The organism is Paenibacillus glycanilyticus (genome assembly GCF_030161375.1).
GTDB classification, from domain to species: domain Bacteria; phylum Bacillota; class Bacilli; order Paenibacillales; family Paenibacillaceae; genus Pristimantibacillus; species Pristimantibacillus glycanilyticus_B.
In genome coordinates this window covers 60,643-84,478 of record NZ_BSSQ01000002.1, presented here as the reverse complement: position 1 = coordinate 84,478, position 23,836 = coordinate 60,643, and the positions used below count along the sequence as shown (strand labels likewise).

The window sequence follows — 23,836 nt, the reverse complement described above, 5'->3', positions numbered from 1 at the left end:
GAGCGAGTGAACCATGGGCAAAATATCGTCCCTGTCCGAAAAGCTGTTCGAACTGTCGATTTACCTTTTTCTCAGCGTCATCTTTGTTGTGACGTTCTACCCCTTCTGGAATATCCTTGTCGTGTCGCTCAACGACGCAACCGATTCGGTGCGCGGGGGATTGTACCTATGGCCGCGGGAGTTCACGCTCGAGAGCTATGCGTCGATCTTCCGGAACGGCGAGCTCATTAATTCGGTGAAGGTGACCGTTCTGCGGACCGTCATCGGTACGCCGCTCTCCGTACTCGCCATCAGCATGATGGCCTACTCGCTCAGCAAACGCGAGCTGATCGCCTGGCGGGCACTTACGCTGTTCTTCATCTTCACCATGTACTTTGGCGGAGGACTCATTCCGACTTACATGATCATCAAATCGCTTGGGCTGATAGATTCGTTCTGGGTATTCATTTTTCCCGGCCTGATCGGAGTATTCCTCATGATTCTGGTCCGTACGTATATCGAGCAGTTGCCTTCCGAGCTGGAGGAATCCGCCAAGATTGACGGGGCGAACGACCTGCAAATTTTCACCTGGATCGTTCTGCCGCTTTGTGTACCCGTGCTCGCCACCATTGCTCTCTTCATCGGCATCGGACATTGGAACTCCTGGTACGACTCGTACATTTACACGTATAAGCCGGAGCTTAAGACGCTTCAGGCCGTTCTGGTCAAAATATTAAATCAGTTCCAGACCGGCGCCATGGTGTCGGAAGCGGAGCAACTGGCTAACAGCTCGAAGCGGACTCCGGTATCCGGCGAGAGCATCCGGATGGCGGTCACGATGGTCGCGACCCTTCCAATCATTTTTGTGTATCCGTTCCTGCAGCGGTTTTTCGTCAAAGGCATCATGATGGGCGCCATTAAGAGTTAAGCATGGTTTTATTTCAACTATAACGATGAACCCAGACAATTCCAATTGACGATATGATGAGAATGATGGATGATATTCGCATCAAAATTCGTTGCAGAGAGCGGCTAGAGCAAGCTCAGTAACACGAAACCAAAAAAAAGAAGCTTTCCACAAGTTCAGCGAACTCGTGGAAAGCTTCTTTTCTATTTAACGTTATGTGCTGATTTCCGCATTGGACGTTCTCTGTCCAATCGGCGATTTAATTTACCGCTTATGCGCGGCCCTTCCTCATCGAATTGCTTCGATAAGGAATTAAATCACTTCATGCCGCCCATGCTTCTGGGCGGTTTATTGTATTAATTTAAAGCATTTTATTTAATCCCTCGAACCGTACAGTCCACGAGCCATCCTGCGGGAAACCCGGAGCGGCTGTATCGGGACCTCCGAGCCAGCCGCCGGCCATCATGGCAACGGCAGTCAATAGACCTCCATTGCCTGGCAGATAGATCGGCAGCCTGCTGGTCTGAAAGTTATGGCCGTTCGGCAAATAGGTATTTTTCGTCCGATCGATCAGGAGCAGGTCTACAGCAAGCTGTCCTTCCCCTAGTCTCGCTGCGGTCATCGCCATCATTGGATAGTCCCAGCCCCATGTATCCTTCCACTTCCACAAGCGCATGACCTCGTGAAGCGTCCGCCTCATCGTTTCCGTATCCGTCATCAAGCCGGGCAAAATACCTAACGGAGCCAGCATCGTCGGATGGTCGTCGATACCGGTGCCGCCGCTGAATGTATCCATTGCCGTTTCGGCGGCCACGTACAGACCCTCCGACACAGGCAGCGGAGATAAATGTTCCAAGACTTGATCCCATTTTTCCACTCTCGGTAGCCCCAGTCGTTCTCTCCACTGGATGGCGACAGACAATCCGAACGCCCAGTAAGCAAGCTCGAAGGCCGGATTCATCGTAACCGCATGATCAAAAATTTCCTGGGCAGGGGCAAGCGGCGGACCTAGAACATAGCGTTTGCTTTGGTTATCCCAGTCTGCGAAGGAGGCCATAAACTCCGCGCTTTGAAACACGATCTCGCTATACCGTTCCAGCGTTTCACGATCTTGGCCGATGGAGTAGAGCAACTCAGCGAAATATATCGGGTGTGGCTGCTGCCAGATGAGAAACGGCTCGATAAAGCAAGGGGCATTAATCCCCTCTTCCGTTACGCACTTTGGCCAGCGGGCGCCTTCATATCCTTGTGAATGTGCCAGCTCCTGAGCCTTATGAAGAATCTCGCCATACCAGCCTAAATTATTCGCTAGCAGCTCAGGCCGGTTCCACAGCGCAAAATGTACAGAATGCCACCAATGCATCTCCAGATGGAATTTCCCTGCCCAGCTATTCATCGTCAATCCCGTCTCCTGGGGCGGAAGCGATCCGGATGACTGCACAGCAGTTAAATATTGCGATAGTATAATGCGGCGTTCCAACTCAAGGGCTCGTTCATCTTGGCTCTCCGCCAGTTCTACCGCAGCACCACTATTCCAGAAATTCGACCAGTATTTGGCCGAGCACGAAATCACTTCTGCCATATCGGGCAATGGATCGGCACATTCGGCCTTCGTAAAACGAATGACTAGCTCTATCTCATCTTTATCTGAACTAAGGGTAAAAAGATGCGGATCTGCCGAATCGCATGCAATAGTCCCATTCGACCACTCGGCAGTGACGAAATAACGATCCTGATCTAACGTTCGGCTGAAACGAGCGAAGGCATCTCTTAATTCAATAACCTCCGTCTGATGTGCTTCCGCGCGGTCCCATACTGCGCCTGCTCCGCCAAAATCGGCAGATCCATAAGGGAAACGCAAAGCCAATTTAAGCTGACCCGACACGAGAAGACTAGACTTCACCGAAATGGCAAGGATGTCTTCATCAGGATGACAGCATGTCAGAACCGAGGCTGTTTCACCTGATAAAGAGAAGCTGCTGAATATAGTACCTGTCCACATATCCAGCGTTTGCTCGATACCCTGCAAGTCCTCCGGCATGGCTGGTTCACCTGAAGGAAGCGCAGGAAGAAACTGAACCGCCCCCAAATGCAGGCGATGGGGGTTCATGCGCAGCCATCTATACTCCTCGCTAGCCTCTTCACGCGGCATATAGGGAAAGCCAATCTCTCTTCCATTAAACGTTTTATAGTAGGTTTTCGGAAACTTGTCTACTTCGTAGCCCATTGGATTCGGAGACGTGTGCCAAGCCCAATTGGATTGGTGGCCAAGCTCAACCCCGCCATTTTCGTAAAGCCGGGGAAATGTCTGCAGACCAGTGGGATCAACGGTGAACGCGTAATTCCCATTACCCACGGTCAGAGAGGAAAATTTATCAAAGCCCCGAACGACAGGGTTGTGACGACGCACTAATGCTTCACGATTGATCATTTCCATACGCTCCCTCTATGTCCCTTGCAATAACTTCTACCCCGTAAGGATCCAACGACAAAATGGTCTCGTACTGACGACCTGAAATCTTGCCAACTCCCGATTTAGGTAAAGTGACATGCTGCTCCGACGAAGTCGTATTTACATACATCACACTGTCTCCGACTCGCCGTGCTGCTACGCCTTGCGGCGTTTGTGGTCCTTTTTTAATACCAAGCTCTGCGTAGAACTGGTTCAATAAGGCTTGAATTAGGCCAAGCTGAGCAGGCACAGCTACATAGACTGCTTTCCCTTTGCCGTAAATATTGACGCTAACCGCAGGAAGCTCGCTATCAAGGCCGGTGAATGCAGCCAGTACTTCCGCCGTCGCAGGCTCCACGATTTCATAGTAATCAATGGGGAAATCAATCAGCTGATCATGCAGCTTAATTTTCGGTGTCTCCCGCCGAATATTCATTTTCTGCTTTTGAAGACCACCCTCATTCGAGTCCGAATAATGATAGACAGGGCGTTCGAAAGCGTTAGCGCGTATACCGAACACGTCGCTAAGCCTGCCAGGCATTGTTGTGCCGAATACCGTATTGTGCTCATCCACTTTAGCGGAATAGGCGGTCATAATGACCGTTCCGCCGTTCTCGACGAACTCCCTGATCGTCTGAGCAGAGGCTTCGTCCATGATGCAGTGGCCAGGAACCAGCAGCAGCTTGTAGTTCTTCTCGATCTGGCGAAGATTTACGACATTGCAGTCCACATTATCCTCGCAAAGCGCTTGGAATGTCTGCATGACTTGATCCAGATAGGCCGTCTTGTAGTATCCTTTTTGATTCTCCGACACTTTGAACGATTCGAAGGAATAGGCCAATGCAATCTCCGGTTCGGGGAGATACGGCAGCCCAATCGCTTTAAGCGTCTCCATCTCCTGCGTGAATTGACGGAACTCGTCCAATTTCCTTCCAGGCAGTCCATCGTGATCCAACAGTCCGAATAAATACTGCTCTTCTCCGCCCAGCATCGATCTCCATGTCCAGGCGCAGATAGCCTCCGAACGGAACAGCAAGGATAAATAGGCATACATTCGAAGCGCACCTCTAGGAGGCGCATTAGCACCAAAGGAACCCGTCTGGAATTCCAAACACCAAATCGGCTCTTCCTTCTCGCTAATTCGATGATTCATCGTAAAGCACGCGCCAAATAACGCGTTTCGGTCTTCCGGATTAACTCCCGGATAGAATCCGATTCCCGGCAAATCAAAGATTTGGTTATAAGCTTTCAAATAATCGAAGCCAAGCACTGGGTTTTCTCCCCAATGGTTCGTTGTTTCCCGTGCATTCGGAGCATATTGACGTACAAGGTCACTTAAGCCTTGCAGATAGGATAGCTGTTCATCGGAGAAGAAGCGCCTCATATCCAGCATTCTTTCTGGTGCTCCGTTAATATCACCAGCAACCGGGAATTCCGCATCCTCGAAGCTGGTAAGCTTGCGAGACCATCTTTGCGCGGCCCAGGCTGTATTTAATTCCTCCACGCTTCCGTACTTTGCTCTCAGCCATTGAACATAACGGTTGCGTGCTTCTCCCGAAAAAGTGGGTATCCCGCTTCCTACCTCATTGCACAAACCAAATGCGTAAAGGGCTGGATGTCCGGCATATCGCTTAGTCAGCGTCTCAGCGAAACGGTACGCGTATTCCTGAAAAATCGGATTACCTACATCCTCCATATAACGATGTACCGCCAGAAGCGGATTCCGATTCCGGTCGGCTAACTGGATAGCCGGATATTTCTTGTGCAGCCAAGTTGGCGCCGGGCGAGTTGCTATATCGAGAACGACCTTGAACCCTGCCTCTGCGAACAGATCCATGACCTCATCAAACCACTCGAAGCTGTAATTCCCCTCCGAAGGCTCGAAGCTGTCCCAGCATAAATGCCCAAGACGAACCAGATTGAATCCTGACTCCTTCATTAATCGAATATCCTCCGGCCATCGCTCGCGCGGCCAATCATGGGGGTGGTAATTTGCTCCAACGTAAATCATTAAAAATTCACCTCTATAATGTATGTTTTTAGGTTTAAAAGATTTGATAATCAAAGTAATCGAAATAGGCTGGACCTTTGCATACATGACCATTTCCCGACGCGTACATCCCAAAATAAACGCCTGTATAGCCGCCGGCAACTTCTGTTGAAAGGTAAAAAACCTCCCCTGTCCCGATTTCGATTTCTTCTTCGCCTGGTATAGCATAGGAATATCGGTACTCGGTCATATCCGCATTGATAGCTAAAATGATATGGTCAGACACAATTTCATTGCGATGCTCAATCTTCCATAATGAACCAATACGGCGGCGGAATATAATCTGCCGTTTTCCGTTCGTTACAGTTACGGCTATGTCATAATGACTGTTCTCATTCATGAATGTCGTTAAGCCCGCTTCTTCCCCTTCTTCCATTAGAGAGAAATCGAGCAGAGTCTTGACTCGACAACAATAATCCTGCTGTCTTCGTCCAACAAAAGCTTTAACATCTATATCATCCAAGCTGAATTCCGTTCCATATAAGGCCAACCAGCCTGGCCTATCGTTAAGAGAACATATCCCTTCTATCGAGTTGCGAATACTGTTCCATTCGCACCTTAATTTTCCAGGGGAGAAATCCTCTCGATCATGCAAAGACGGAATTTCAGCATACCCATCAAAAAACGAAGGGGCTTCCATTTCTAAATGTATACGGCCATGATCACCTAAGACAGGCCAACCATCATTTGTCCACTTCACAGGAAGCAAAAAAGTTTCTCTTCCTAAGTTATGATGAAACGGATAACCATAAGGCCGGATCCCCAGGCAAACAGCCCACCAACTGTCATCATGTGCCTGGACTAGATCAACATGACCGGTTGCTTGTATGGGAAGATTCGTATTTCTGTGACTAAGAATTGGATTGTGAGGACAGCTTTCGAACGGGCCATAGGGATTATCACTTCGAGCAATTGTTGCCATATGACCATATTCCGTTCCCCCTTCAGCAATTAATAAGTAGTAAAGATTCCCGATTCGATAGAGATGAGGCCCTTCTGGATATGAACCACCCGTTCCTTCCCAGATTAACCTGCGTTCAGAGACTAATTCCCCTGTCTTCAGGTCGATCTCGGCTTGATAGATTCCATCAGGCTCGTCATGTCCAGAACGGGTTCCGGTAATATAAACTTTACCGTCATCATCAAATAAGAGCGACGGATCAATTCCCCCCCATTCTAAATCAACCGGATCGGACCAAGGTCCTTCCGGTTGATCGGCCGACACGACAAAATTGCGATAATGGGCCTGATTGGTAGTGACCATATAGAACCTGCCATTGTGATGCCTAAGTGTAGGAGCATAGATACCTGTCTTGCCAACAAGTCGTTTAGGAGACGCATGACTTTGAAATAATGGCAACTGGCTTTCCCTAGTTAAGCAATAGCCGATCATTGTCCAGTTCACCATGTCTTTACTATGAAATATTGGAACCCCCGGATAATAGCCAAATGAACTGGTTACTAAGTAATAATCTTCATTGACCCTGCAAATACTTGGATCAGGATAAAATCCTTTTAAAATTGGATTTGTATATTTCATGCTCTAGTTCTCCTATTATGAAAAATAATTGGAGCAGCTTATTGCAACAGCTGCTCCAAACTTTCATACTTTTTTTCCGGTTATTATTTATGCACCTTCGCATACCAATCTCTAGCACGCTGTGTGACCTCTTCACCGCCTGATTTATTCCACTTGTCTACGAATTCATCAAATTTGCTGATCGGGTACTGGCCAAGAATAATTTTGCTGGCATATTCCACATAGAGAGTACGATTGTTAATATCTGCGTAATCTTCATAGACGCTAGCCGGCATACCGTCACCTGCGATGTCTTTGAAGTATGGCTGCGCATCTGTAATATTGCGGATACCTTGATCCACGGCCCATTTTCTATCATCAGGAGTATTGTTTTTGTACAGATTAATGGAGAAGTCCGCTGTCGCTACATTCAGATAGGGTGAAAGAGCAAGATTCTGTTGCGTACTCTTGTCGTCCGGCAGCTTAGTAGCTTTGCCATCCTGCATAGTATAGTGCATGCCCTCCACGCCTAAGTACAAGTCATTCCAATTGTTTTTGTCATACATGTTATTCAATAGCTTTAACGTAGCCATAAGCTTCGTCTGATCTTTGGTGTTCTTTACAACCCAAGCAGGGGTCTGCATTTTCTTCAACGTATAGAAGCCTTTGTAGCCTGGAACTTCAAGAATCGGGAGAACGGAGTAATCGCCCTTCACGCCTTTGTTTTTGTTGATATTTTCTAAGCGTTCATTGACCGACTCTTCCCAATGGAAGTAGTTGCCGACGAGGTTGGAATCAATCTTTCCTTCCCATTTGGCCTTATTGTTCAGAAGCGATTCCTTATCCATTAATCCTTCTTTATACAACTTAGCGGCAAACTCCAGCGCAGCTTTCATGTTTGGCGTCACGGCAGAATACGTCAGCTTGCCATCGTAAATATCCCAATCCGGCTTGCCTTCAACCATGGCTACTCCGTACATTGCGAATAATTGATCCATCCAAGCCGCCTGTTCCCGGCCGCCGGTAGGGATTTCATCCTTAATTCCATTTCCATTTGGATCCTTGTCGCGGAAAGCTTCAAGCACCTTCACGTAATCATCTTGTGTCTTCGGCATTTCCAGTCCCAGCTTATCGAGCCAATCCTTGCGAATCAGACCCGTTTCTCTGCCATAGTTCAATACACTCGGGATATAATAAATTTTCCCTTGTCCGGTAGGATCGTTAGCTTTAACGACATCCCACACTTCCTGCGGAATAGCCTGCATAACGTTTGGAGCGTACTTCGGCAAGAGATCTGTTAAATCGGCGATAGCTCCGTTCTTAGCCAAGTTGTCTTCGATACCCTGCAGCGGCAAGAACAAGTCCGGCATTTCGTTCGCTGCAATCTTAATATTCAGCTGATTGAGGTAATTGGTGCCTCCGTTCCATTCCACATATGGTTGAATAACGCCGACGCCAAGCTTTTCTTTATAAAAATTATAAAGCGGGCTGTCTTTGGTGATCGGTTTAAAGCCGTTATTTCCATTCCATACTTCAAGATCAACGACTTCCTCTGATTTCGGAGCAACACTCTGTCCTGGAGCAGGAGGTGAAGAAGCAGAGGAGTTGTCCGAATTATTGCTGCTGCACCCGGTAAATACTGCAGCGGCAAGAGCGCCTGTTAGTGCCAATACCCCGATTTTGTTGATAGCCATGCCATGTTTCCCCCTTGAAATGGACTTTATATATGTTTTAGGCACAATGCCTTAAAACCAATGTGAATTATCCTTTGATAGAACCAATCATCGCGCCTTTGACAAAATACCTTTGCAAGAACGGATACACAGCTATGATAGGAATCATCGCGAATATGACAGTCGCTGATCTTAACGTTCTTTCGTTATAGTTCAAATCAACTGTTGAAGCGGCACCCGGCATAATAATGTTATCATCCGTAATAAATTGACGGATTTTCATCTGTAATGGGAACCAATCTGTATTCTGGAGAAATAATAACGGTGTCTGGAATTGATTCCATATGACCACCGCGTAGAACAGCGCAAGTGTAGCCAGCACAGCCTTAGACAACGGAAGGACGAATTGGAATAACATTCGGAAGTAACCGCTGCCTTCCAAGAATGCCGCTTCCTCGAGCTCCTTAGGAAACTCCTTGAAGAAGGATCTCATAATAATGAGATTAAATGGGTTCAGAATATGCGGCAAAATCAGAACCAACGGATTATTATACAAGCCAATCCCTCGTACAGTTAGGAAATAGGGGATGATCGGTGCTTTAAAAATCATCGCGATAACCACACCAACCATGATGACCCCGCCCCAGCGGAATTCAACCTTCGAAAGCGGATAGGCTAGCAAGGCGGTAATAAGCAAGGCCAAGGCCGTACCAATGACAGTTGAACCTAACGTGAGGAAGAATGACTTCCATAAATCCGGGCGATCTAAAATGTAGCTCCAAGAATCTAAGGTGAACTGCTTCGGCCAGATGGACACTAGATTTTGTACAACAGCACTCTTCGAGCTAAAAGAAATCGAGATGACGGACAACAGCGGCACGATCGCAATAAACGAGAACAGCAGAAGAAGGGTCGTGATAGCTGCTACGAAGGTTTTCTCTCCTCTGGTCTTTAACATATCTACCACACACCCCCATCTGAAACTTTTTTCGATAACCGGTTAAAAATATACACCAGAATAAATCCGATAATCGACTGGAACAAGCCAACCGCTGTTGCGAAGCTATACTGCGCTTGCTCAATACCTGTCCGATAAACGTAAGTATCGAGGATATCCCCTACGCTGTAAGTCATCGGAGTCAAGAGATTGAACACTTGATCGAAGCCCAGATCCAAGAAGTTTCCGATTTCCAGTAGAAATAGCACCAGTACCGTAGGAAGAAGCAGCGGGAACGTAATATGACGAATCTGTTTGAATCGGGAGGCTCCATCCATCATGGCCGATTCATATAATTGCGGATCGATGGCACTGATTGCCGCCATATATACTACCGTGCCCCAGCCAGCATCGCGCCATATGGAAGTCAGCACATAAACCGGCCTGAAATAGGCGCTGTCTTGCATAGCCAAAATCGGTTCATGGCCGAACCATCCCAATACTATGTTGAACAATCCGCTCAAGGAGAAAATGTCAAACACAATGCCGGATACGATAACCCATGATAAAAAGTGAGGGATATATAGAGCAGTCTGGACGCCTTTCTTTAGCGCAGATTTGCGAATTTCATTAATCATCAGCGCCAGCAGAACCGGAATCGGGAATACCAGTACAATTCTCAATAATCCTAATAACAACGTATTTCCAAACACCCGGACAAAATCCGGATAATCAAACAACTTATGAAAATACTTGAACCCTACCCATGGACTATCAATAAACCCTTTAAACACCGAATAATCCTTAAAGGCAATCACCGAACCTGCCAGCGGAATATACTTGAAAATAATTAGAAATAGGATGCCCGGAATGGCCATCGCATATAGCGGCCAGTAAACTTTCATTCTCTGAAGATTGACTCTTCCCACTTGTTCTCCCCCCGCGTCTAGTAGTAGTTGTATTCGCTTACATAACTATAAGCTGAAGGGTATATTCCCTCAATTAGTCGTTTTTAAGTTTCTACAAGGTCATTTTTAAGTATGACACAACTAAAAAACCACTCTGCCATAGAGTGGTTTCCATTCTTATCCCAATTATGCGCGAGGCAAGTTTTTGCGGTAATCACTAGGTCTGGAGCCTGTTAGTTTCTCAAATAAACGGGCGAAGTACTGCTTATCCGAGTATCCGACCTTTTGGCAGATTTCGTACACCTTCAAATCCGTTTTTTCCAGCAGTTCCTTCGCTTTGCCTATTCGGCATTGCGCCAAATAGTTGATATAGGTATCCCCCGTCTTTTGTTTGAACAACTGGCTTAAATAATAAGGGCTGATGAAAAAACGAGCAGCTAGGTCAGCAAGACTAATAGGCTCATCGTAATGCGTTGACACATAGTCCTTGATCTCGGCAATGATATCTTTTTTCTTGGGAATATTATGCTCTAATTTGAACGCAATAATCTCCTGAATGACTTGAACCATCCATTCTTCCAAGCTTCCTAATGTCCGAAATCGCGATATCCCCTCCAGGGACAGAATATTTCGCCCGAGCAAATCATTCTGCTCCAGCTTCTGAAAGGACATCTTCCTCACGCTTAATAGAAGAATATTTAGACACTGCAGCTGGAGATCCATTGGACTTGCCGCTTCCATCCCGCGGAAAATCTCACGGATGATGCCTACACATTCCACTTGGTCCATGTTGTCAATGCCTGATTCTAATTTGGCAATCAGGTCTTCTGGAACCCGATTACGATATCGATTAATACTACTGATCTCATGGAAAGGGATTACGGCATCGATCCCCTTAATAATCTTGTAGCTTAATGCATATCGAGCTTCTTCGAAGGACTGGCTAAGATCCGATACTTTATGTTGCACTGTGCCTATTCCGACAGTCATGGACAACTTCGATTCTTGGAATACTGCCTCCTTCATGCGCTGTACCGCAAGTACCAGATTCCCATACTCGATTCCTTCACCATGCGCAATCACCACAGCTGCCTGCGATCCGGAATAGCGGAATCGATACACAGTCCCGTACCGGCCAAAAGCCCGGTCAACATGTCGAAACACTGGAGCAAGGCCAAGCTCCTTCATGTGACCCAAGTGGTTATCAAATTCTAATAAAGCACATACAAAACTCTTGCCCTCCGTAGGTATTCCGGCGATCTGAAGCAGTTCTTCCACTTGGACTGTATTATCGTTGCCTAGATCAAGAATATCCCGCAAGGCACTTTCCTGAATACGGCTGTGAATCTCTTGCCTCAAATCATCCACTTCCTGAAGCTTGGATCTGCTTTCGCGAAGTTCCGCTATGACTTGGCATACACAGTCACGAAGCTCAAGTTCCTCCACCGGCTTATTTAAATAGAATTTAACGCCTAATTGCATGCCTTTCCGAGCGTATTCGAAGTCAGCATAGCCGCTCAGCAGAATAAATTTTGTCTGACAGTCTGCGTCTATAAGCATATTGATCATATCTAATCCGTCTGCCTGAGGCATCCGAATATCCGTAATGACAATGTCCGGCTTCCGTTTTTGAATAAGTTTGTACCCTTCTAGACCGTTATAAGCAACACCAATAACCTCGCATTCGGGAATATAACGTTCTATTATCTTTTTGAGTCCGTCCACGATCACTTTCTCGTCGTCCACCAAGATCACTTTCATCGATGCACCTGTCCTCTCTCTTTTGCGTCACCCCATCTGCTCAAACCTTGGGGATTAGAATCTCTACTGTAGTTCCGTTCTCGAATCCAGGCATAATTCTCAGATAGTACTGATCCCCATAGTGGAGCTTGATACGTTCAGCTATATTTTTCAGGCCAAGCCCTGTACCCACCTTATCTTCCATATCTTCCAGCTTGTATTTATCTGATTCGACCGTTTCTAAAAGCGCGCAAAGCTCCTCATATTTGTCCACGGACATTCCTGCCCCGCCATCCTTAATCCGAATCAGGATCTCTCCCTCTTCCGTCCAGGCACCTGTAATCTCGATATCCATACTTTGGCTATAATCTTGGAATCCATGGTTGATGCTGTTCTCTACAATAGGCTGGAATACGAGTGGGATAATACTGCACTGCAGCATCTCCTCGGGAATTCTAATATCCAATCGGAATTTATTATCGAATCGAATATTTTGAATTTGCAAATAATTGGCCGTATACTCTAATTCATGCTTCACAGAATGATGTTTGCCTTCCTTACCTAGGACAAGCCGAAACATTCTTGCCAAAATCTTAATCATGCTGGAAGTTTCCTCATCATCCTTCATAAGCGCCTTCATCCGAATGGATTCCAAGGTATTGTATAACATGTGGGGATTGATCTGATTCTGAAGCGCAAGAAATTTCGCTTTACGGTGCTTGATCTCCGCGATGTATACATCCTCAATCAATGATCGAATTGTAACGATCATCTTGTTGTAGCTGTGAACCAGGCTTCCGATTTCGTCGTTTGCCTGTTCCGTTTCTATGGGCAGATATTGCCCTATTTCCGCCTGCTTCATGCTCCTGCGCAGTGCCTTGATAGGTTTGGTTATTCGATAGCTTAAAGCTAGTGAAATGAGGGCGATGACCAGACAGCTCGTGAGGATCACGATTATCGTAACACCCTTAATCTCATTAATTTTTTGGAATAGGTTATCTCGTGGAATTTCCGTTCGGATAGATAGATCTCCCGATTCGGTGCTGCCCATTAAAGTAATTTGGTCCTTATTGTCGGTATTCTTAACGCTTTCGTCACCTAACTCCAAAACCTTCGTCCAAGACATACGTCCGCTGGCTGCATCGGAATGATAGACGATTTCCCCTTGACGATTACTTAGAATGACGCGCATGCCATACTTATCCCTAGCCAAAACAAAAGCATTATCAAGCTGTAGCAAGGTGAATGGGTCAAGGTCTATAAGAAGCATCCCTGAATATGCCCCATCAGAGCTATACAGTACCCTTCCTATCGTAACAATTGCACCTTCCCCTTTATCATCGTAATAGGAGCGATCATGCAACCCGGAAATAAAAAAAGTATCGTCCGTACCGCGGAGCTGCTTGTACCACTCTTGCGACAATAAAGCCTTCTCGTCCACCGTACTAGTCCCCGTACTATACTGAAATACACTATTATCACGGCTGATCAACATCACCGTACTAATCTCTGGTTTGAGCAAAGCTACCCTCATCAGCAGCTTCTGAACCGCAACCTTCTGGGTAACCAACTCACCTATAGACTTCTTCGTATTATCTCCAACCTGATAAATCAACTCGTTCTCGACAAGCACAGACTTCGTAACCGTATCATATTCCTTCACAAATTCATTTAAAGAAGTCCTGATCTGCGAGGTATAAAGACTAGCAAAATCTTCGGAGAAGTTCTCTAATCCCGATGTTGAACGCTGAAAAATGATTGCGCTTACAACTAACAAAGGAATTATGCAGGCGAGAAGGTATCCAGCCATTAATTTATTTTGTAATTTCATATTTCTTAACTTTAGAAAAAACCTGCTTTTCTCCATATCCAGCTTTTCCTCGTTTCAGCGTCTTTTTCTATCCATTCTACATGTCTTAAAGAAACGATGCTACCGCAGTAAAGTGGAAAAAAGCCCCGCAGCCATATGTTTTGTATCTACTTTCAACTACTGTATGTTAAGTGCTCTATGAATAAAAAGGGTCATTTTTAAGTTTATAGTAGGCTATTTTTAAGTATTTTTATAGCATCCAATCACAGGGCAGCAGCTTAAAAATGTCCCTGATGAAACTTAAATTTGACCCATTGAGAAATCATTTTCAACATTATATATTTTCCCCAGAGAGTACAGCTTAGAGATTCTTTGCATCCAAAATCTATGAAGATAAGTATTGGAGGTGTTATTGAATCATCTAAGCTTGCATTTGCTAATTTTTTTCACACCAATCAGAAAGCGCTTACAAATTATCGAGAACTATGGGAGGGTTAAAATCTTCATGAAAAAAAGAATATTGTCCGTTCTAGTTATGTTAAGCCTCATCTTATCCTTGGCAACGCCAACATTAGCCGCCAGCGCGTCCTCAGACAAGAACAACGAGAAGTACGGTGAAGGAATCGGAAGAGTTCGCGTTAGCACGATTCCATTGCCAAGTGATATTATTTTGCAGGATGCGACTTACACCTATTCCGGCAAAGTCTTTGTGTCGTATAAAACAGTAAACGATCTCAATACGAAAGATTTTTTCAACTTCGCTATCCTCAATGATGACGGGACGAAGTTCAAGACCATCTTCTCAGGTGTCATTCCGTTAAAGGACAGAACAGGCGGCATCCGGTATATGCCATTCCAAGACAACAAACGTATTTTGCTTGGGGATTATGTGCTCGAGTGCATGCCCAATCTGGATAAATGCAATAGCACGAATTTAGTTCCAATCGTTTATCCGGCTGGCCTTGATGAGAATAACCCCAATTTAACTACACGCTGGTCTGAAATTATCATTGCCCCTGACAACAAACATATGGCTTGGTCGATGTTCTCCTCCAATTCTGCCGGCGGTCAAGCTGTAGGCGTACTGTCACGTAAAACAGACAGCTATGTGCTCGAGAATGTTCAGCTTATTAGTGTCACCGAGCCCTTTGTAGCTGACCCGAATAACCCGGGCTTTATTATCCCGCCTGCCGCAGGACGCGGTGGAGAAGTGAAACAATTTATTCATGGAGGGAACGCACTTTCCGTTGTTGGCGCCAAAAATAACGTGACAACCGATTCCGTTATCGAGGATTTGACGTCTACCAATGTAACGCAAATCACGCATACGCCTGGCTACGACGAGACCACCATCTTCTCCCCTGATGAGCGGCTTGGAATGGTTATGAGTACACGGTTTTCCGCACAAACAGACCCCGCTATCTTCGGAATAATGCCTAGACCTATTTATATTGCCGGAGGTATAAACGGGATTCTGTACTATTATTCAGTAGCTGGCGTACGTACTTTCCGCAGCGGCGACATCGGCCCTGCATTAGTTGACATCAATCGTTCGATGAACGACCCCGGGTATAAAGGCATCCAGCTATCCACGGATCCGGATTGGGTCTATCATTCTCCCATGTCCTGGCATCCGGATGGCAAACATGCGATGTGGATCGAAGGGCGTAGAGGATTGGATGATGATCTGCACAAGCGGCTTCAGAAAGTTACTTTGCTTGATTACAAACCGCATAAAACTGTACCGGTTAAAGTTACTTCCGATCATATCCCAGGCGCTACGACAGATTTAACAAAACTAAATTCCAGCTCTTCTCCAAATGTACAAGGGAAAATTGCAGGCAAACATTCAGGATACATCGATTATAGCTCAAGCTCGACTTCCCCTATTTCGGGCATCTCGGAAGCGCAATACGTCAACTATAGTGATGACGGTATAAATTTCTACAATGGCTCTGAAAAGTATAATTATAATTATCTCGGTGAATCCGTTTACGAAACGCACCTTCAATTGACCGGCAATCAGCCAGGAGAAATGAATTTGCGGGCAACCTTCTCCTCTATTCTAGGGGATACTCCGGCTAGGTTGTTGTTTGATCCAGCTGCTGACGGTCAACCTAAGAGCTACGGATATGCGACATTTAATGGTATCACGCTGCATGTTGAAGATCTTATAGAATAATAAATTGTATCTTATTAAATAAATATATTTTTACATTTATAGTTACTCCCCCCCTGCCCCAATCCGCAATAAAAAAAGAGGCTTCGCACAAGTTTTCTCAACTCATGCAAAGCCTCTGATTTCAATAATTTTCCGTTTTTATCACTTCAATCAGTTGAATAAATGCAGAAACAAAAAAACGATGCCATTTCAAGCGTCGTTTTTTGTTTCTTATTCCATTAATACACATTCTATTTAATACTGATGGAAGTTTTAGCACTAGGATATTCTTTATCTTTCACAAGAAATATACTAGGAGAAGGTAGTGTTATTTTCACATCATATATACCGCGTGGCGCGCGCTTCTTTCCGTACTTCGGTTTGAACTCCAACTCTGCTTCAACTGACTGATTCGGTTCTAAGTGTGATATATGTAAATCTGTCGTGCAACTGCTATGGGTTTTAGTCGCAAGATTTAAGGATTTATTCGACTCTTGATTAACAATCCCTATCCATAAAGGAACTGGACAAGATGAATTTCCAGAATTATAAGACAGTGTTTCATTTCCAATATTTTTAATTTTCGCATAAACCTTTATCTTATCGTTTAGTGTAAATTCATTCTTATTCACTTTTATTTCATATGCAAAATTCCCTATAGTTTCTTGATAATGAACGGGAACACTATTACTAGTTTCTGCTGAACATCCCATAATAACAATTAATAAGATTAAAATAGTAGCTCTTTTCATTTCTGCCATCTCCCCTGATGAAAACGGTTGAGGTATTAAGAGGTTTTATCCTGTAAAATGTCTGCAGAATATGTGATTTTTTCGTGATTTTAATAGAAAAAGGGCTCCCGAAGGAGCCCTTAAACCTTGATATTACAGGGTTTTATACCCCGATTTACATCATGCCGCCCATACCGCCCATGCCGCCCATATCCGGCATGCCAGCGCCTGCGCCCTTCGGCTCAGGTTTGTCGGCAACAACCGCTTCGGTAGTCAGGAACATAGCCGCTACGGAAGCTGCGTTTTGCAGTGCGGAACGAGTTACTTTCGCAGGGTCAACGATACCCGCTTCGAACATGTTCACCCATTCGCCAGTTGCGGCATTGTAACCAACGCCAACTTTTTCGTTTTTCAGACGCTCAACGATTACGGAACCTTCTTGGCCAGCGTTCGCAGCGATTGTGCGAAGCGGCTCTTCGAGGGAGCGCAATACGATGTTAACGCCTGTTTGCTCGTCGCCAGTTGTTTGAACAGCCGCAACAGCTTTGTATACGTTGATCAGAGCCGTACCGCCACCGGATACGATACCTTCTTCAACCGCTGCGCGAGTCGAGTTCAGGGCATCTTCGATGCGGAGTTTACGCTCTTTCAGTTCTGTTTCAGTAGCCGCGCCGACTTTGATTACCGCTACGCCGCCAGCCAGTTTAGCCAGACGCTCTTGCAGCTTCTCACGGTCGAACTCGGAAGTTGTTTCTTCCAGTTGCACGCGGATTTGGTTAACGCGAGCTTGGATGTCGTCAGGATTGCCACTGCCGTCAACGATGATCGTGTTTTCTTTTGTAATACGAACTTGGCGAGCGGAACCGAGTTGGTCCACAGTAGCCGATTTCAGCTCAAGGCCGAGCTCTTCAGTAACAACTTGAGCGCCAGTTAGAGCAGCGATATCAGCCAGCATAGCTTTGCGGCGGTCGCCGAAGCCTGGAGCTTTAACGCCTACGCAAGTGAATGTGCCGCGAAGTTTGTTCAGTACGAGAGTAGCTTGAGCTTCGCCTTCGATATCTTCGGCGATGATCAGAAGCTGCTTGCCGGATTGAACCACTTTCTCGAGAACAGGCAGGATCTCTTGAATGTTGGAAATCTTTTTATCCGTGATCAGGATGTATGGATTGTCGAGGACAGCTTCCATTTTATCCGTGTCAGTGATCATGTAAGGGGAAACGTAACCGCGGTCGAATTGCATGCCTTCAACCACTTCAAGCTCAGTTACGAAGCCTTTCGATTCTTCAACCGTGATAACACCGTCGTTGCCCACTTTTTCCATTGCTTCAGCGATCAGTTGGCCAACTTCTTCGTCAGCAGAGGAGATCGATGCAACTTGTGCGATCGATTGCTTGCCTTCGATTGGTTTAGCGATTACTTTAAGCTCTTCGATAGCCGCTTTAACCGCTTTTTCGATGCCTTTGCGGATAACCATTGGGTTAGCGCCAGCCGTAACGTTTTTCAGACCTTCGCGAATCATCGCTTGAGCCAGAACCGTTGCAGTAGTAGTACCGTCACCGGCAACGTCGTTTGTTTTTGTCGCTACTTCTTTAACCAGTTGAGCACCCATGTTCTCGAATGCGTCTTCCAGTTCGATTTCTTTCGCGATGGAAACGCCGTCGTTTGTGATGAGCGGGCTGCCGAATTTCTTCTCCAGTACCACGTTGCGGCCTTTAGGACCAAGCGTTACTTTAACCGCGTTTGCAAGTTGATCAACACCGCGCAGCATTGCGCGGCGAGCATCTTCGCTAAATTTAATTTCTTTTGCCATTACCAGTTACCTCCCAAAAAGTATAATAAGTATCTTTTACCTTGCCCTCTATGTTAAGAAACGGGCTTATCCAAAGATCGCGTGAATGTCGCTTTCCTTCATAATCAAATACTCTTTGCCGTCGTATTTGATTTCTGTTCCCGCATATTTCGAGAAAAGGACGCGGTCGCCAACTTGAACTTCAAGCGCAACGCGAGCTCCGTCTTTCAGAGTTCCGCTGCCAATTGCCACCACTTTGCCTTCTTGTGGTTTTTCTTTAGCCGTGTCCGGCAAAACGATGCCGCTTGCAGTCGTTTCTTCTTTTTCGATCGGTTCGATCAATACGCGTTCACCTAAAGGTCTGATCATTGAAAATAGCCTCCTTAAAAAATTTGTCGCTTATTGTTTTATATTAGCACTCGTAAGCTTGAAGTGCTAACAACCATTTTTATCATACTTTTTTTTGGGCCTGATTTCAAGTGTCTTGAATCATTTTTGCAGTTAATTAACATCCGGTTACAAGGCACCTTCACCATTATAGCCCTAGCCAAAAGACGGCATACGCAAAGCTTTCGCGCATACCGTCTCTGTTCACTGCATCAATAGAGGTTTTCTCACAGCTTAGCTTGCAAGCCGTTCATTACAAAATGGGTCAACTCTTCTATTGTAAATTCCAGCGTAGGTTGTCCCTCGCTCCGAATGGCCTGCCAGTACTCGGACTGGCGGTTAAGCAGCAACACGCCCGCGATCGAATACAAAGCGAGGTCAACCGAGCGGAACTGAAAGATCCCTTTCTCTCTCCCCGCTTCCAGCCACTCGCGTAATGCTTGCCAGAGCGGCATCACATAATAACGAATTTTGTCGATACGCGAAGTATTGAGCAGAATCTCGTGTTGGATTATCTGAACAAGCTCCGGGTCGTTATATCGGAACTTCGTCACTTCCGCTATGATTAGCTTCACGCCTTCTACAGGCGGCAAATTCTTGTTTACTTCGGCAAATTGGCGGCTCGGAAAAAAAGCATCAAACAAAGCGCCAAACATATTTTCTTTTCCGCCAAAATGATACGAGATAAGAGCGACATTAGCCCCTCCCGCTTCCTCGCATATTTGCCTTACCGTCGTCCCTTCGAAGCCTTGATTGGCAAACAGCTTTCTCGCCGCAAGCAGGATCCGCCCTTTCACGTCGCTCTCGCTTGTTATCATTTGGTCTAATCCCCCAATTGGTATAGTTATTTCGACTGGTTGACCTGTACGGCAGCCGCAGCACCATGTTTTCTGCCAGCGCTTTTCTTCAGCCCCGTTGCAGCAGCGCTCACCGCTACGGCCACCGCCGTAATCAGCAGAAGGGCCGCGACTTCACGGCCTACGCCAGTTCCGCCAAACAGCAAATTCATATTGCCTTCTACCGCATAAGTTGCAGGCAGAACGGCGCCAAGTCCGGTATAGAAGCCGGACAACAGTTCCCGCGGTACAATCGTGCCCGACGATACAAGCTGCGCAGACAGCAGCATGATATTAAACAACATCCCCGCCATGCCAAACAGATACAGGAACATTTGAGATACGAACATAAACGTAAGCAGGAACAGCATCTCGAATAACCACAAGTGAATAAAACCTTGCTCAATCTGGCCGCCAAGCGAATACAGCAAAGTCGAGCCTACCAAAGAAACCGCTACGGCTGCCGCGACATTAATGACGCTTCTTGCCGCGAATCTTCTCCATCGGCTGACGCTTGCCTGGATCATCATCGCCGACTGCTCCAGATTCATGCCCATAATCATGGCACCTACATAAGAAGCAAGTACCATCATCATCGGCACCATCTGATTATTCATGCCATGGATGGCATTTGTGGATTGAATGTCCGCCGTCACCCGTTCAGCCAAACTTAGCGCGGCCGCCGCAGCCTGTTCTTCCGGCATTTTGGCAGCTTCGCCTAACGTTGACTTCACTCCCGCGGCTACCGCCTGCTTGTTAACCTCGGCCGTCACCTGCCCGGCAACCCCGCTCATCATGCTTTTAATTAAAGCAGGATTCGATTCATTAATCCAATATTGAATATTGGCGTGTCCTTCCGGAGAGGCCGTCTGCTGCGTAAAGTCTTCCGGCAAATAAATAACCATTTGAAGCTTTCTGTCGTCTAGCTGCTGCTTAGCCTGCTCCAAGCTATCGAGTTGCGACATCTGAAAAGGAAGCTCCTTCACCAAATTGGAAGCAACCTGAGAACCAAGCTGCTGGTCCTTATTCACAATCGCAATGTGCAACTGATTGGCGCGGTCCGTCACGCCGTCATAGCCTGTCATCCAGATTAAAGAGAATACAATTTGGAACGTTAATGCCGTAATGATTCCAATCCATGTGGTTGGACGCTTCATAAATGCTTGCAGTGCTTGTTTCAATGACTCCACTCCTCTATCTGTCTCTTTTTATTTAAACAATTGTTTAAAACAACTGTTTAATAAAATACCAAGGAAGCATCCACTTGTCAATGGGAAAGAAAAGGGCACTTCTACCGGCACCTGTTTAACGACGAGCGACATCCGTGTACTAGATTACAAATGAGTCTAAGGAGAGATGTCTATGTCCCGCCATTCATCCGCCAAACGCATTGAAGGAAAAGTCGCCCTAATAACCGGCGCCGCCTCCGGCATCGGACGCGCTGCCGCCATCCGCTTTGCGGAAGAAGGAGCGAATCTTGTGCTGCTCGACCGCGACCGGCAAACGCTTGCCGTTGTCTGCCGCGAGGCCGAAGCTTTTGGGGCTAAAACCATAGCCGTTGAAGCGGATATCACGGACGAGCAGTCCCTTGCGGAAGTTTACCGCAAAACAAACTCGGCTTATGGAAAGCTTGATATTGTTTTTGCCAATGCGGGCATTAACGGTACGTTATCCCCTATTGAGCATATGAGCAAAGAAGAATGGGAAATGACCATCGGCGTTAACCTGACGGGTACGTTCCTGACCGTAAAGCACGCGATTCCTCTTCTGAAGGAGAACGGCGGCAGCGTCATCGTTACGAGCTCCATCAATGGCAATCGCGTCTTTTCCAACATTGGTTTTAGCGCCTACAGCAGCTCCAAAGCAGGAGAAAGTGCTTTTACCCGTATGGCTGCCCTGGAGCTTGCGGATTACGGCATCCGCGTCAATGCGGTATGTCCGGGCGCGATTGCAACCCATATCGATCAGTCTAGCAAGCCAAAGCCGGAGCTTAAGGAAGTAGAAATTCCCGTTGAATATCCGGAAGGCAGCCATCCGCTTGAAAAAGGACCGGGGGAACCTGAACAGGTCGCCAGCCTGGTACTGTTTCTGGCATCCGACGAGTCCAGCCACATTACCGGAACCTCGGTTTATATCGATGGGGCGGAATCCTTGCTTCGCGGTTAAGCACGAGTGTAAATAAAAGGAGATGAACCCGTTTTGCAAAAAGAAAGCATCTATCATTCCCCTAGCCACAGATGGGCTTACGCTTATGACACTGAAACCTTCCATCTGCGCCTCAAAACCAAACGCGACGATGTAGAGCGGGTTTTCGCTATTGCAGGAGATAAATACGATTGGGAGACTTATTGCCAGGAGATTGAAATGGACCACATCGCCTCTGACAGCCTGCATGATTACTGGGAGGCGGTGATCCGTCCTGAATTCAAACGGTTCAGCTACGGCTTCCGGCTGCAAAGCGGAGAGGAAACGCTTTGGCTGACGGAAGACGGATTTTCGGAGGAGCAACCGCCGCCGGCAGGAGGTTATTTCGAAGGGCATTATATTCATGCCATCGATTTGTTTGAAGCTCCGGAATGGGCGAAGGAAGCGGTCTTCTATCAAATCCTGCCCGACCGCTTCGAGAATGGAGATCCCGCAAGCGATCCGGAAGGTACGCTGCCTTGGGGGGAACCTCCGGAAGGCGATTCCTTCTTTGGCGGAGATCTGCAGGGCATCATTAACCGTATCGGCCATTTGACTGAGTTAGGCGTAAACGCGGTTTATTTGACGCCCATCTTCCGATCTCCATCCAACCATAAATACGATACGGTAGATTACCGTGAGGTTGATCCTGCGTTTGGCGACAAGGAATTGCTTACAAAGCTGGTTCAAGTATGTCATGACAATGGTATTCGCGTTGTGCTGGACGCCGTGTTCAACCATGCTAGCGAACAGTTCCCGCCGTTTCAGGACGTGCTGGAGAAAGGGGAGCAGTCGGAATATAAAGACTGGTTCCATCTAAACGGCTTTCCGGTTGAAGTACGGGACGGTGTACCGAACTACGACACTTTTGGCTTCTACGGCAATATGCCAAAGCTGAATACGGCGAACCCCGATGTGAAGAAATATTTGATCGATACCGCCGTGAACTGGATGAAAGAGACCGGGATCGACGGCTGGCGATTGGATGTTGCCAATGAAGTGGACCATCATTTCTGGCGCGACTTCCGGATTGCGGTCAAGAGCGTTAATAAGGAAGCTTTTATCGTGGGCGAGGTTTGGAGCGATTCGCTACGCTGGTTGCTTGGCGACCAGTTTGATTCCGTGATGAACTATCCGTTTACGCAGCTTGCTCTCAGCTTTTTCGCCGAGCGGTCTATCTCGTCCGCCCGTTTTGCGGAGGAAATCAATCGCCTGCTGATGCGTTATCCGCAGCAGACGAACGAAACGTTGTTTAACCTGCTCTCAAGTCACGACATTCCGCGCGTCATGACAAGGTGCGGCGGCGATACGGGACGGCTAAAGCTGGCTGTCGTATATCTGATGACTACAATGGGCTTGCCTTGCGTCTATTACGGCGATGAGTTTGGTCTGGAAGGCGGGGATGATCCGGATTGCCGCAGATGCATGACGTGGAACGAGGAAGACCAGAATTGGGAGTTGTTTGATTTCTATAAGCTGCTCATCGCGCTTCGCAAAGAGCATGCCGCTCTTCGCAGCGGCCGTTACCGCGTGTTGTCGGCCGGTGAAGGCGGCTCGCTCATCTATGAGCGGCTGGACGGACAGGAGCATTTCACGGTATGGATGAACCGCTCCGATGAACCTGCCGAGCTGTCGCACCCCATGATTGAGGGGGGCTGGCGCGATGCCCTGAGCGGAGAAGAAATCGACAATCCTGACGGCAAGCTGGTCATCCAGCTTGAGCCAAGCGGTTACCGGATTGTTTGGCGCAAGATTGAATAGAATAGCTGCGCA

General features: G+C 46.9%; 17 protein-coding genes. 4 read left to right on the top strand and 13 right to left on the bottom strand.

Translation table 11 applies throughout. The features are described from left to right. Positions 1–13: 13 nt before the first annotated feature. Positions 14–907 carry a carbohydrate ABC transporter permease gene (locus QQK89_RS03395; RefSeq protein ID WP_284237028.1) on the top strand — a complete coding sequence of 298 codons (894 nt, stop codon included), beginning with the start codon at positions 14–16 and terminating at the stop codon, positions 905–907. Positions 908–1,247: 340 nt separating this feature from the next. Here the strand turns inward: QQK89_RS03395 and QQK89_RS03390 are convergent, their stop codons facing one another. From QQK89_RS03390 to QQK89_RS03355, 8 genes are all read right to left on the bottom strand, one after another. After that, on the bottom strand, positions 1,248–3,317 hold the full coding sequence (locus QQK89_RS03390) for a glycoside hydrolase family 65 (RefSeq protein ID WP_284237027.1): 2,070 nt from the start codon (positions 3,315–3,317) through the stop codon (positions 1,248–1,250). Then, on the bottom strand, positions 3,304–5,349 hold the full coding sequence (locus QQK89_RS03385; RefSeq protein WP_284237026.1) for a beta-galactosidase: 2,046 nt from the start codon (positions 5,347–5,349) through the stop codon (positions 3,304–3,306). Before QQK89_RS03385 ends, QQK89_RS03390 begins: the two co-directional genes overlap by 14 nt. A 34-nt stretch (positions 5,350–5,383) precedes the next feature. Further along, the gene (locus QQK89_RS03380; RefSeq protein ID WP_284237025.1) at positions 5,384–6,928 is read right to left on the bottom strand and encodes a glycoside hydrolase family 43 protein; all 1,545 of its coding nucleotides are present in this window, start codon (positions 6,926–6,928) and stop codon (positions 5,384–5,386) included. 83 nt (positions 6,929–7,011) lie between these two features. Continuing rightward, positions 7,012–8,601, bottom strand: a complete 1,590-nt coding sequence (locus QQK89_RS03375) for an ABC transporter substrate-binding protein (protein ID WP_284237024.1) — start codon at positions 8,599–8,601, stop codon at positions 7,012–7,014. A gap of 67 nt (positions 8,602–8,668) precedes the next feature. Continuing rightward, on the bottom strand, positions 8,669–9,538 hold the full coding sequence (locus tag QQK89_RS03370; RefSeq protein WP_284237023.1) for a carbohydrate ABC transporter permease: 870 nt from the start codon (positions 9,536–9,538) through the stop codon (positions 8,669–8,671). Between the two features lie 2 nt (positions 9,539–9,540). Beyond that, on the bottom strand, positions 9,541–10,446 hold the full coding sequence (locus QQK89_RS03365; RefSeq protein WP_284237022.1) for an ABC transporter permease: 906 nt from the start codon (positions 10,444–10,446) through the stop codon (positions 9,541–9,543). 165 nt (positions 10,447–10,611) lie between these two features. Continuing rightward, the gene (locus QQK89_RS03360; protein ID WP_284237021.1) at positions 10,612–12,186 is read right to left on the bottom strand and encodes a response regulator; all 1,575 of its coding nucleotides are present in this window, start codon (positions 12,184–12,186) and stop codon (positions 10,612–10,614) included. Positions 12,187–12,226: 40 nt separating this feature from the next. After that, positions 12,227–14,032 carry a cache domain-containing sensor histidine kinase gene (locus tag QQK89_RS03355; protein WP_284237020.1) on the bottom strand — a complete coding sequence of 602 codons (1,806 nt, stop codon included), beginning with the start codon at positions 14,030–14,032 and terminating at the stop codon, positions 12,227–12,229. A gap of 448 nt (positions 14,033–14,480) precedes the next feature. On the opposite strand from QQK89_RS03355, the gene QQK89_RS03350 reads away from it, so the two are divergent. Then, positions 14,481–16,157, top strand: coding sequence for a hypothetical protein (locus QQK89_RS03350; protein WP_284237019.1), 1,677 nt, complete (start codon positions 14,481–14,483; stop codon positions 16,155–16,157). Between the two features lie 230 nt (positions 16,158–16,387). Here the strand turns inward: QQK89_RS03350 and QQK89_RS03345 are convergent, their stop codons facing one another. The 5 genes from QQK89_RS03345 to QQK89_RS03325 form a co-directional block, all read right to left on the bottom strand. Continuing rightward, positions 16,388–16,888 (bottom strand): hypothetical protein, encoded by a 501-nt coding sequence (locus QQK89_RS03345; RefSeq protein WP_284237018.1) that lies wholly within the window; start codon positions 16,886–16,888, stop codon positions 16,388–16,390. Positions 16,889–17,042: 154 nt separating this feature from the next. Further along, entirely contained in the window at positions 17,043–18,677 is a 1,635-nt protein-coding gene (gene groL, locus QQK89_RS03340; RefSeq protein ID WP_284237017.1) for a chaperonin GroEL, read from the bottom strand. A 66-nt stretch (positions 18,678–18,743) separates the two neighbouring features. Beyond that, on the bottom strand, positions 18,744–19,025 hold the full coding sequence (groES, locus tag QQK89_RS03335) for a co-chaperone GroES (protein ID WP_284237016.1): 282 nt from the start codon (positions 19,023–19,025) through the stop codon (positions 18,744–18,746). A gap of 245 nt (positions 19,026–19,270) precedes the next feature. Continuing rightward, on the bottom strand, positions 19,271–19,861 hold the full coding sequence (locus tag QQK89_RS03330) for a TetR family transcriptional regulator (RefSeq protein ID WP_284237015.1): 591 nt from the start codon (positions 19,859–19,861) through the stop codon (positions 19,271–19,273). A 26-nt stretch (positions 19,862–19,887) separates the two neighbouring features. Further along, complete coding sequence (locus QQK89_RS03325; RefSeq protein WP_284237014.1) at positions 19,888–21,060, bottom strand: YhgE/Pip domain-containing protein; 1,173 nt, start codon at positions 21,058–21,060, stop codon at positions 19,888–19,890. A gap of 181 nt (positions 21,061–21,241) precedes the next feature. On the opposite strand from QQK89_RS03325, the gene QQK89_RS03320 reads away from it, so the two are divergent. Both QQK89_RS03320 and QQK89_RS03315 read left to right on the top strand, forming a co-directional pair. Beyond that, positions 21,242–22,045: an SDR family oxidoreductase gene (locus tag QQK89_RS03320; protein WP_284237013.1), complete on the top strand. Its 804-nt coding sequence runs from the start codon at positions 21,242–21,244 to the stop codon at positions 22,043–22,045. Positions 22,046–22,078: 33 nt separating this feature from the next. Then, entirely contained in the window at positions 22,079–23,824 is a 1,746-nt protein-coding gene (locus QQK89_RS03315; protein ID WP_284237012.1) for an alpha-glycosidase, read from the top strand. The last annotated feature ends 12 nt before the right edge of the window (positions 23,825–23,836 follow it).

Coding starts and splice junctions, on each gene's coding strand:
- groES (WP_284237016.1), bottom strand. CDS start 19,025: ATGATCAGACCTTTAGGTGAACGCGTATTGATCGAACCGATCGAAAAA.
- QQK89_RS03320 (WP_284237013.1), top strand. CDS start 21,242: ATGTCCCGCCATTCATCCGCCAAACGCATTGAAGGAAAAGTCGCCCTA.
- QQK89_RS03360 (WP_284237021.1), bottom strand. CDS start 12,186: ATGAAAGTGATCTTGGTGGACGACGAGAAAGTGATCGTGGACGGACTC.
- QQK89_RS03350 (WP_284237019.1), top strand. CDS start 14,481: ATGAAAAAAAGAATATTGTCCGTTCTAGTTATGTTAAGCCTCATCTTA.
- QQK89_RS03345 (WP_284237018.1), bottom strand. CDS start 16,888: ATGAAAAGAGCTACTATTTTAATCTTATTAATTGTTATTATGGGATGT.
- QQK89_RS03330 (WP_284237015.1), bottom strand. CDS start 19,861: ATGATAACAAGCGAGAGCGACGTGAAAGGGCGGATCCTGCTTGCGGCG.
- groL (WP_284237017.1), bottom strand. CDS start 18,677: ATGGCAAAAGAAATTAAATTTAGCGAAGATGCTCGCCGCGCAATGCTG.
- QQK89_RS03380 (WP_284237025.1), bottom strand. CDS start 6,928: ATGAAATATACAAATCCAATTTTAAAAGGATTTTATCCTGATCCAAGT.
- QQK89_RS03385 (WP_284237026.1), bottom strand. CDS start 5,349: ATGATTTACGTTGGAGCAAATTACCACCCCCATGATTGGCCGCGCGAG.
- QQK89_RS03355 (WP_284237020.1), bottom strand. CDS start 14,032: ATGGAGAAAAGCAGGTTTTTTCTAAAGTTAAGAAATATGAAATTACAA.
- QQK89_RS03375 (WP_284237024.1), bottom strand. CDS start 8,601: ATGGCTATCAACAAAATCGGGGTATTGGCACTAACAGGCGCTCTTGCC.
- QQK89_RS03395 (WP_284237028.1), top strand. CDS start 14: ATGGGCAAAATATCGTCCCTGTCCGAAAAGCTGTTCGAACTGTCGATT.
- QQK89_RS03370 (WP_284237023.1), bottom strand. CDS start 9,538: ATGTTAAAGACCAGAGGAGAGAAAACCTTCGTAGCAGCTATCACGACC.
- QQK89_RS03390 (WP_284237027.1), bottom strand. CDS start 3,317: ATGATCAATCGTGAAGCATTAGTGCGTCGTCACAACCCTGTCGTTCGG.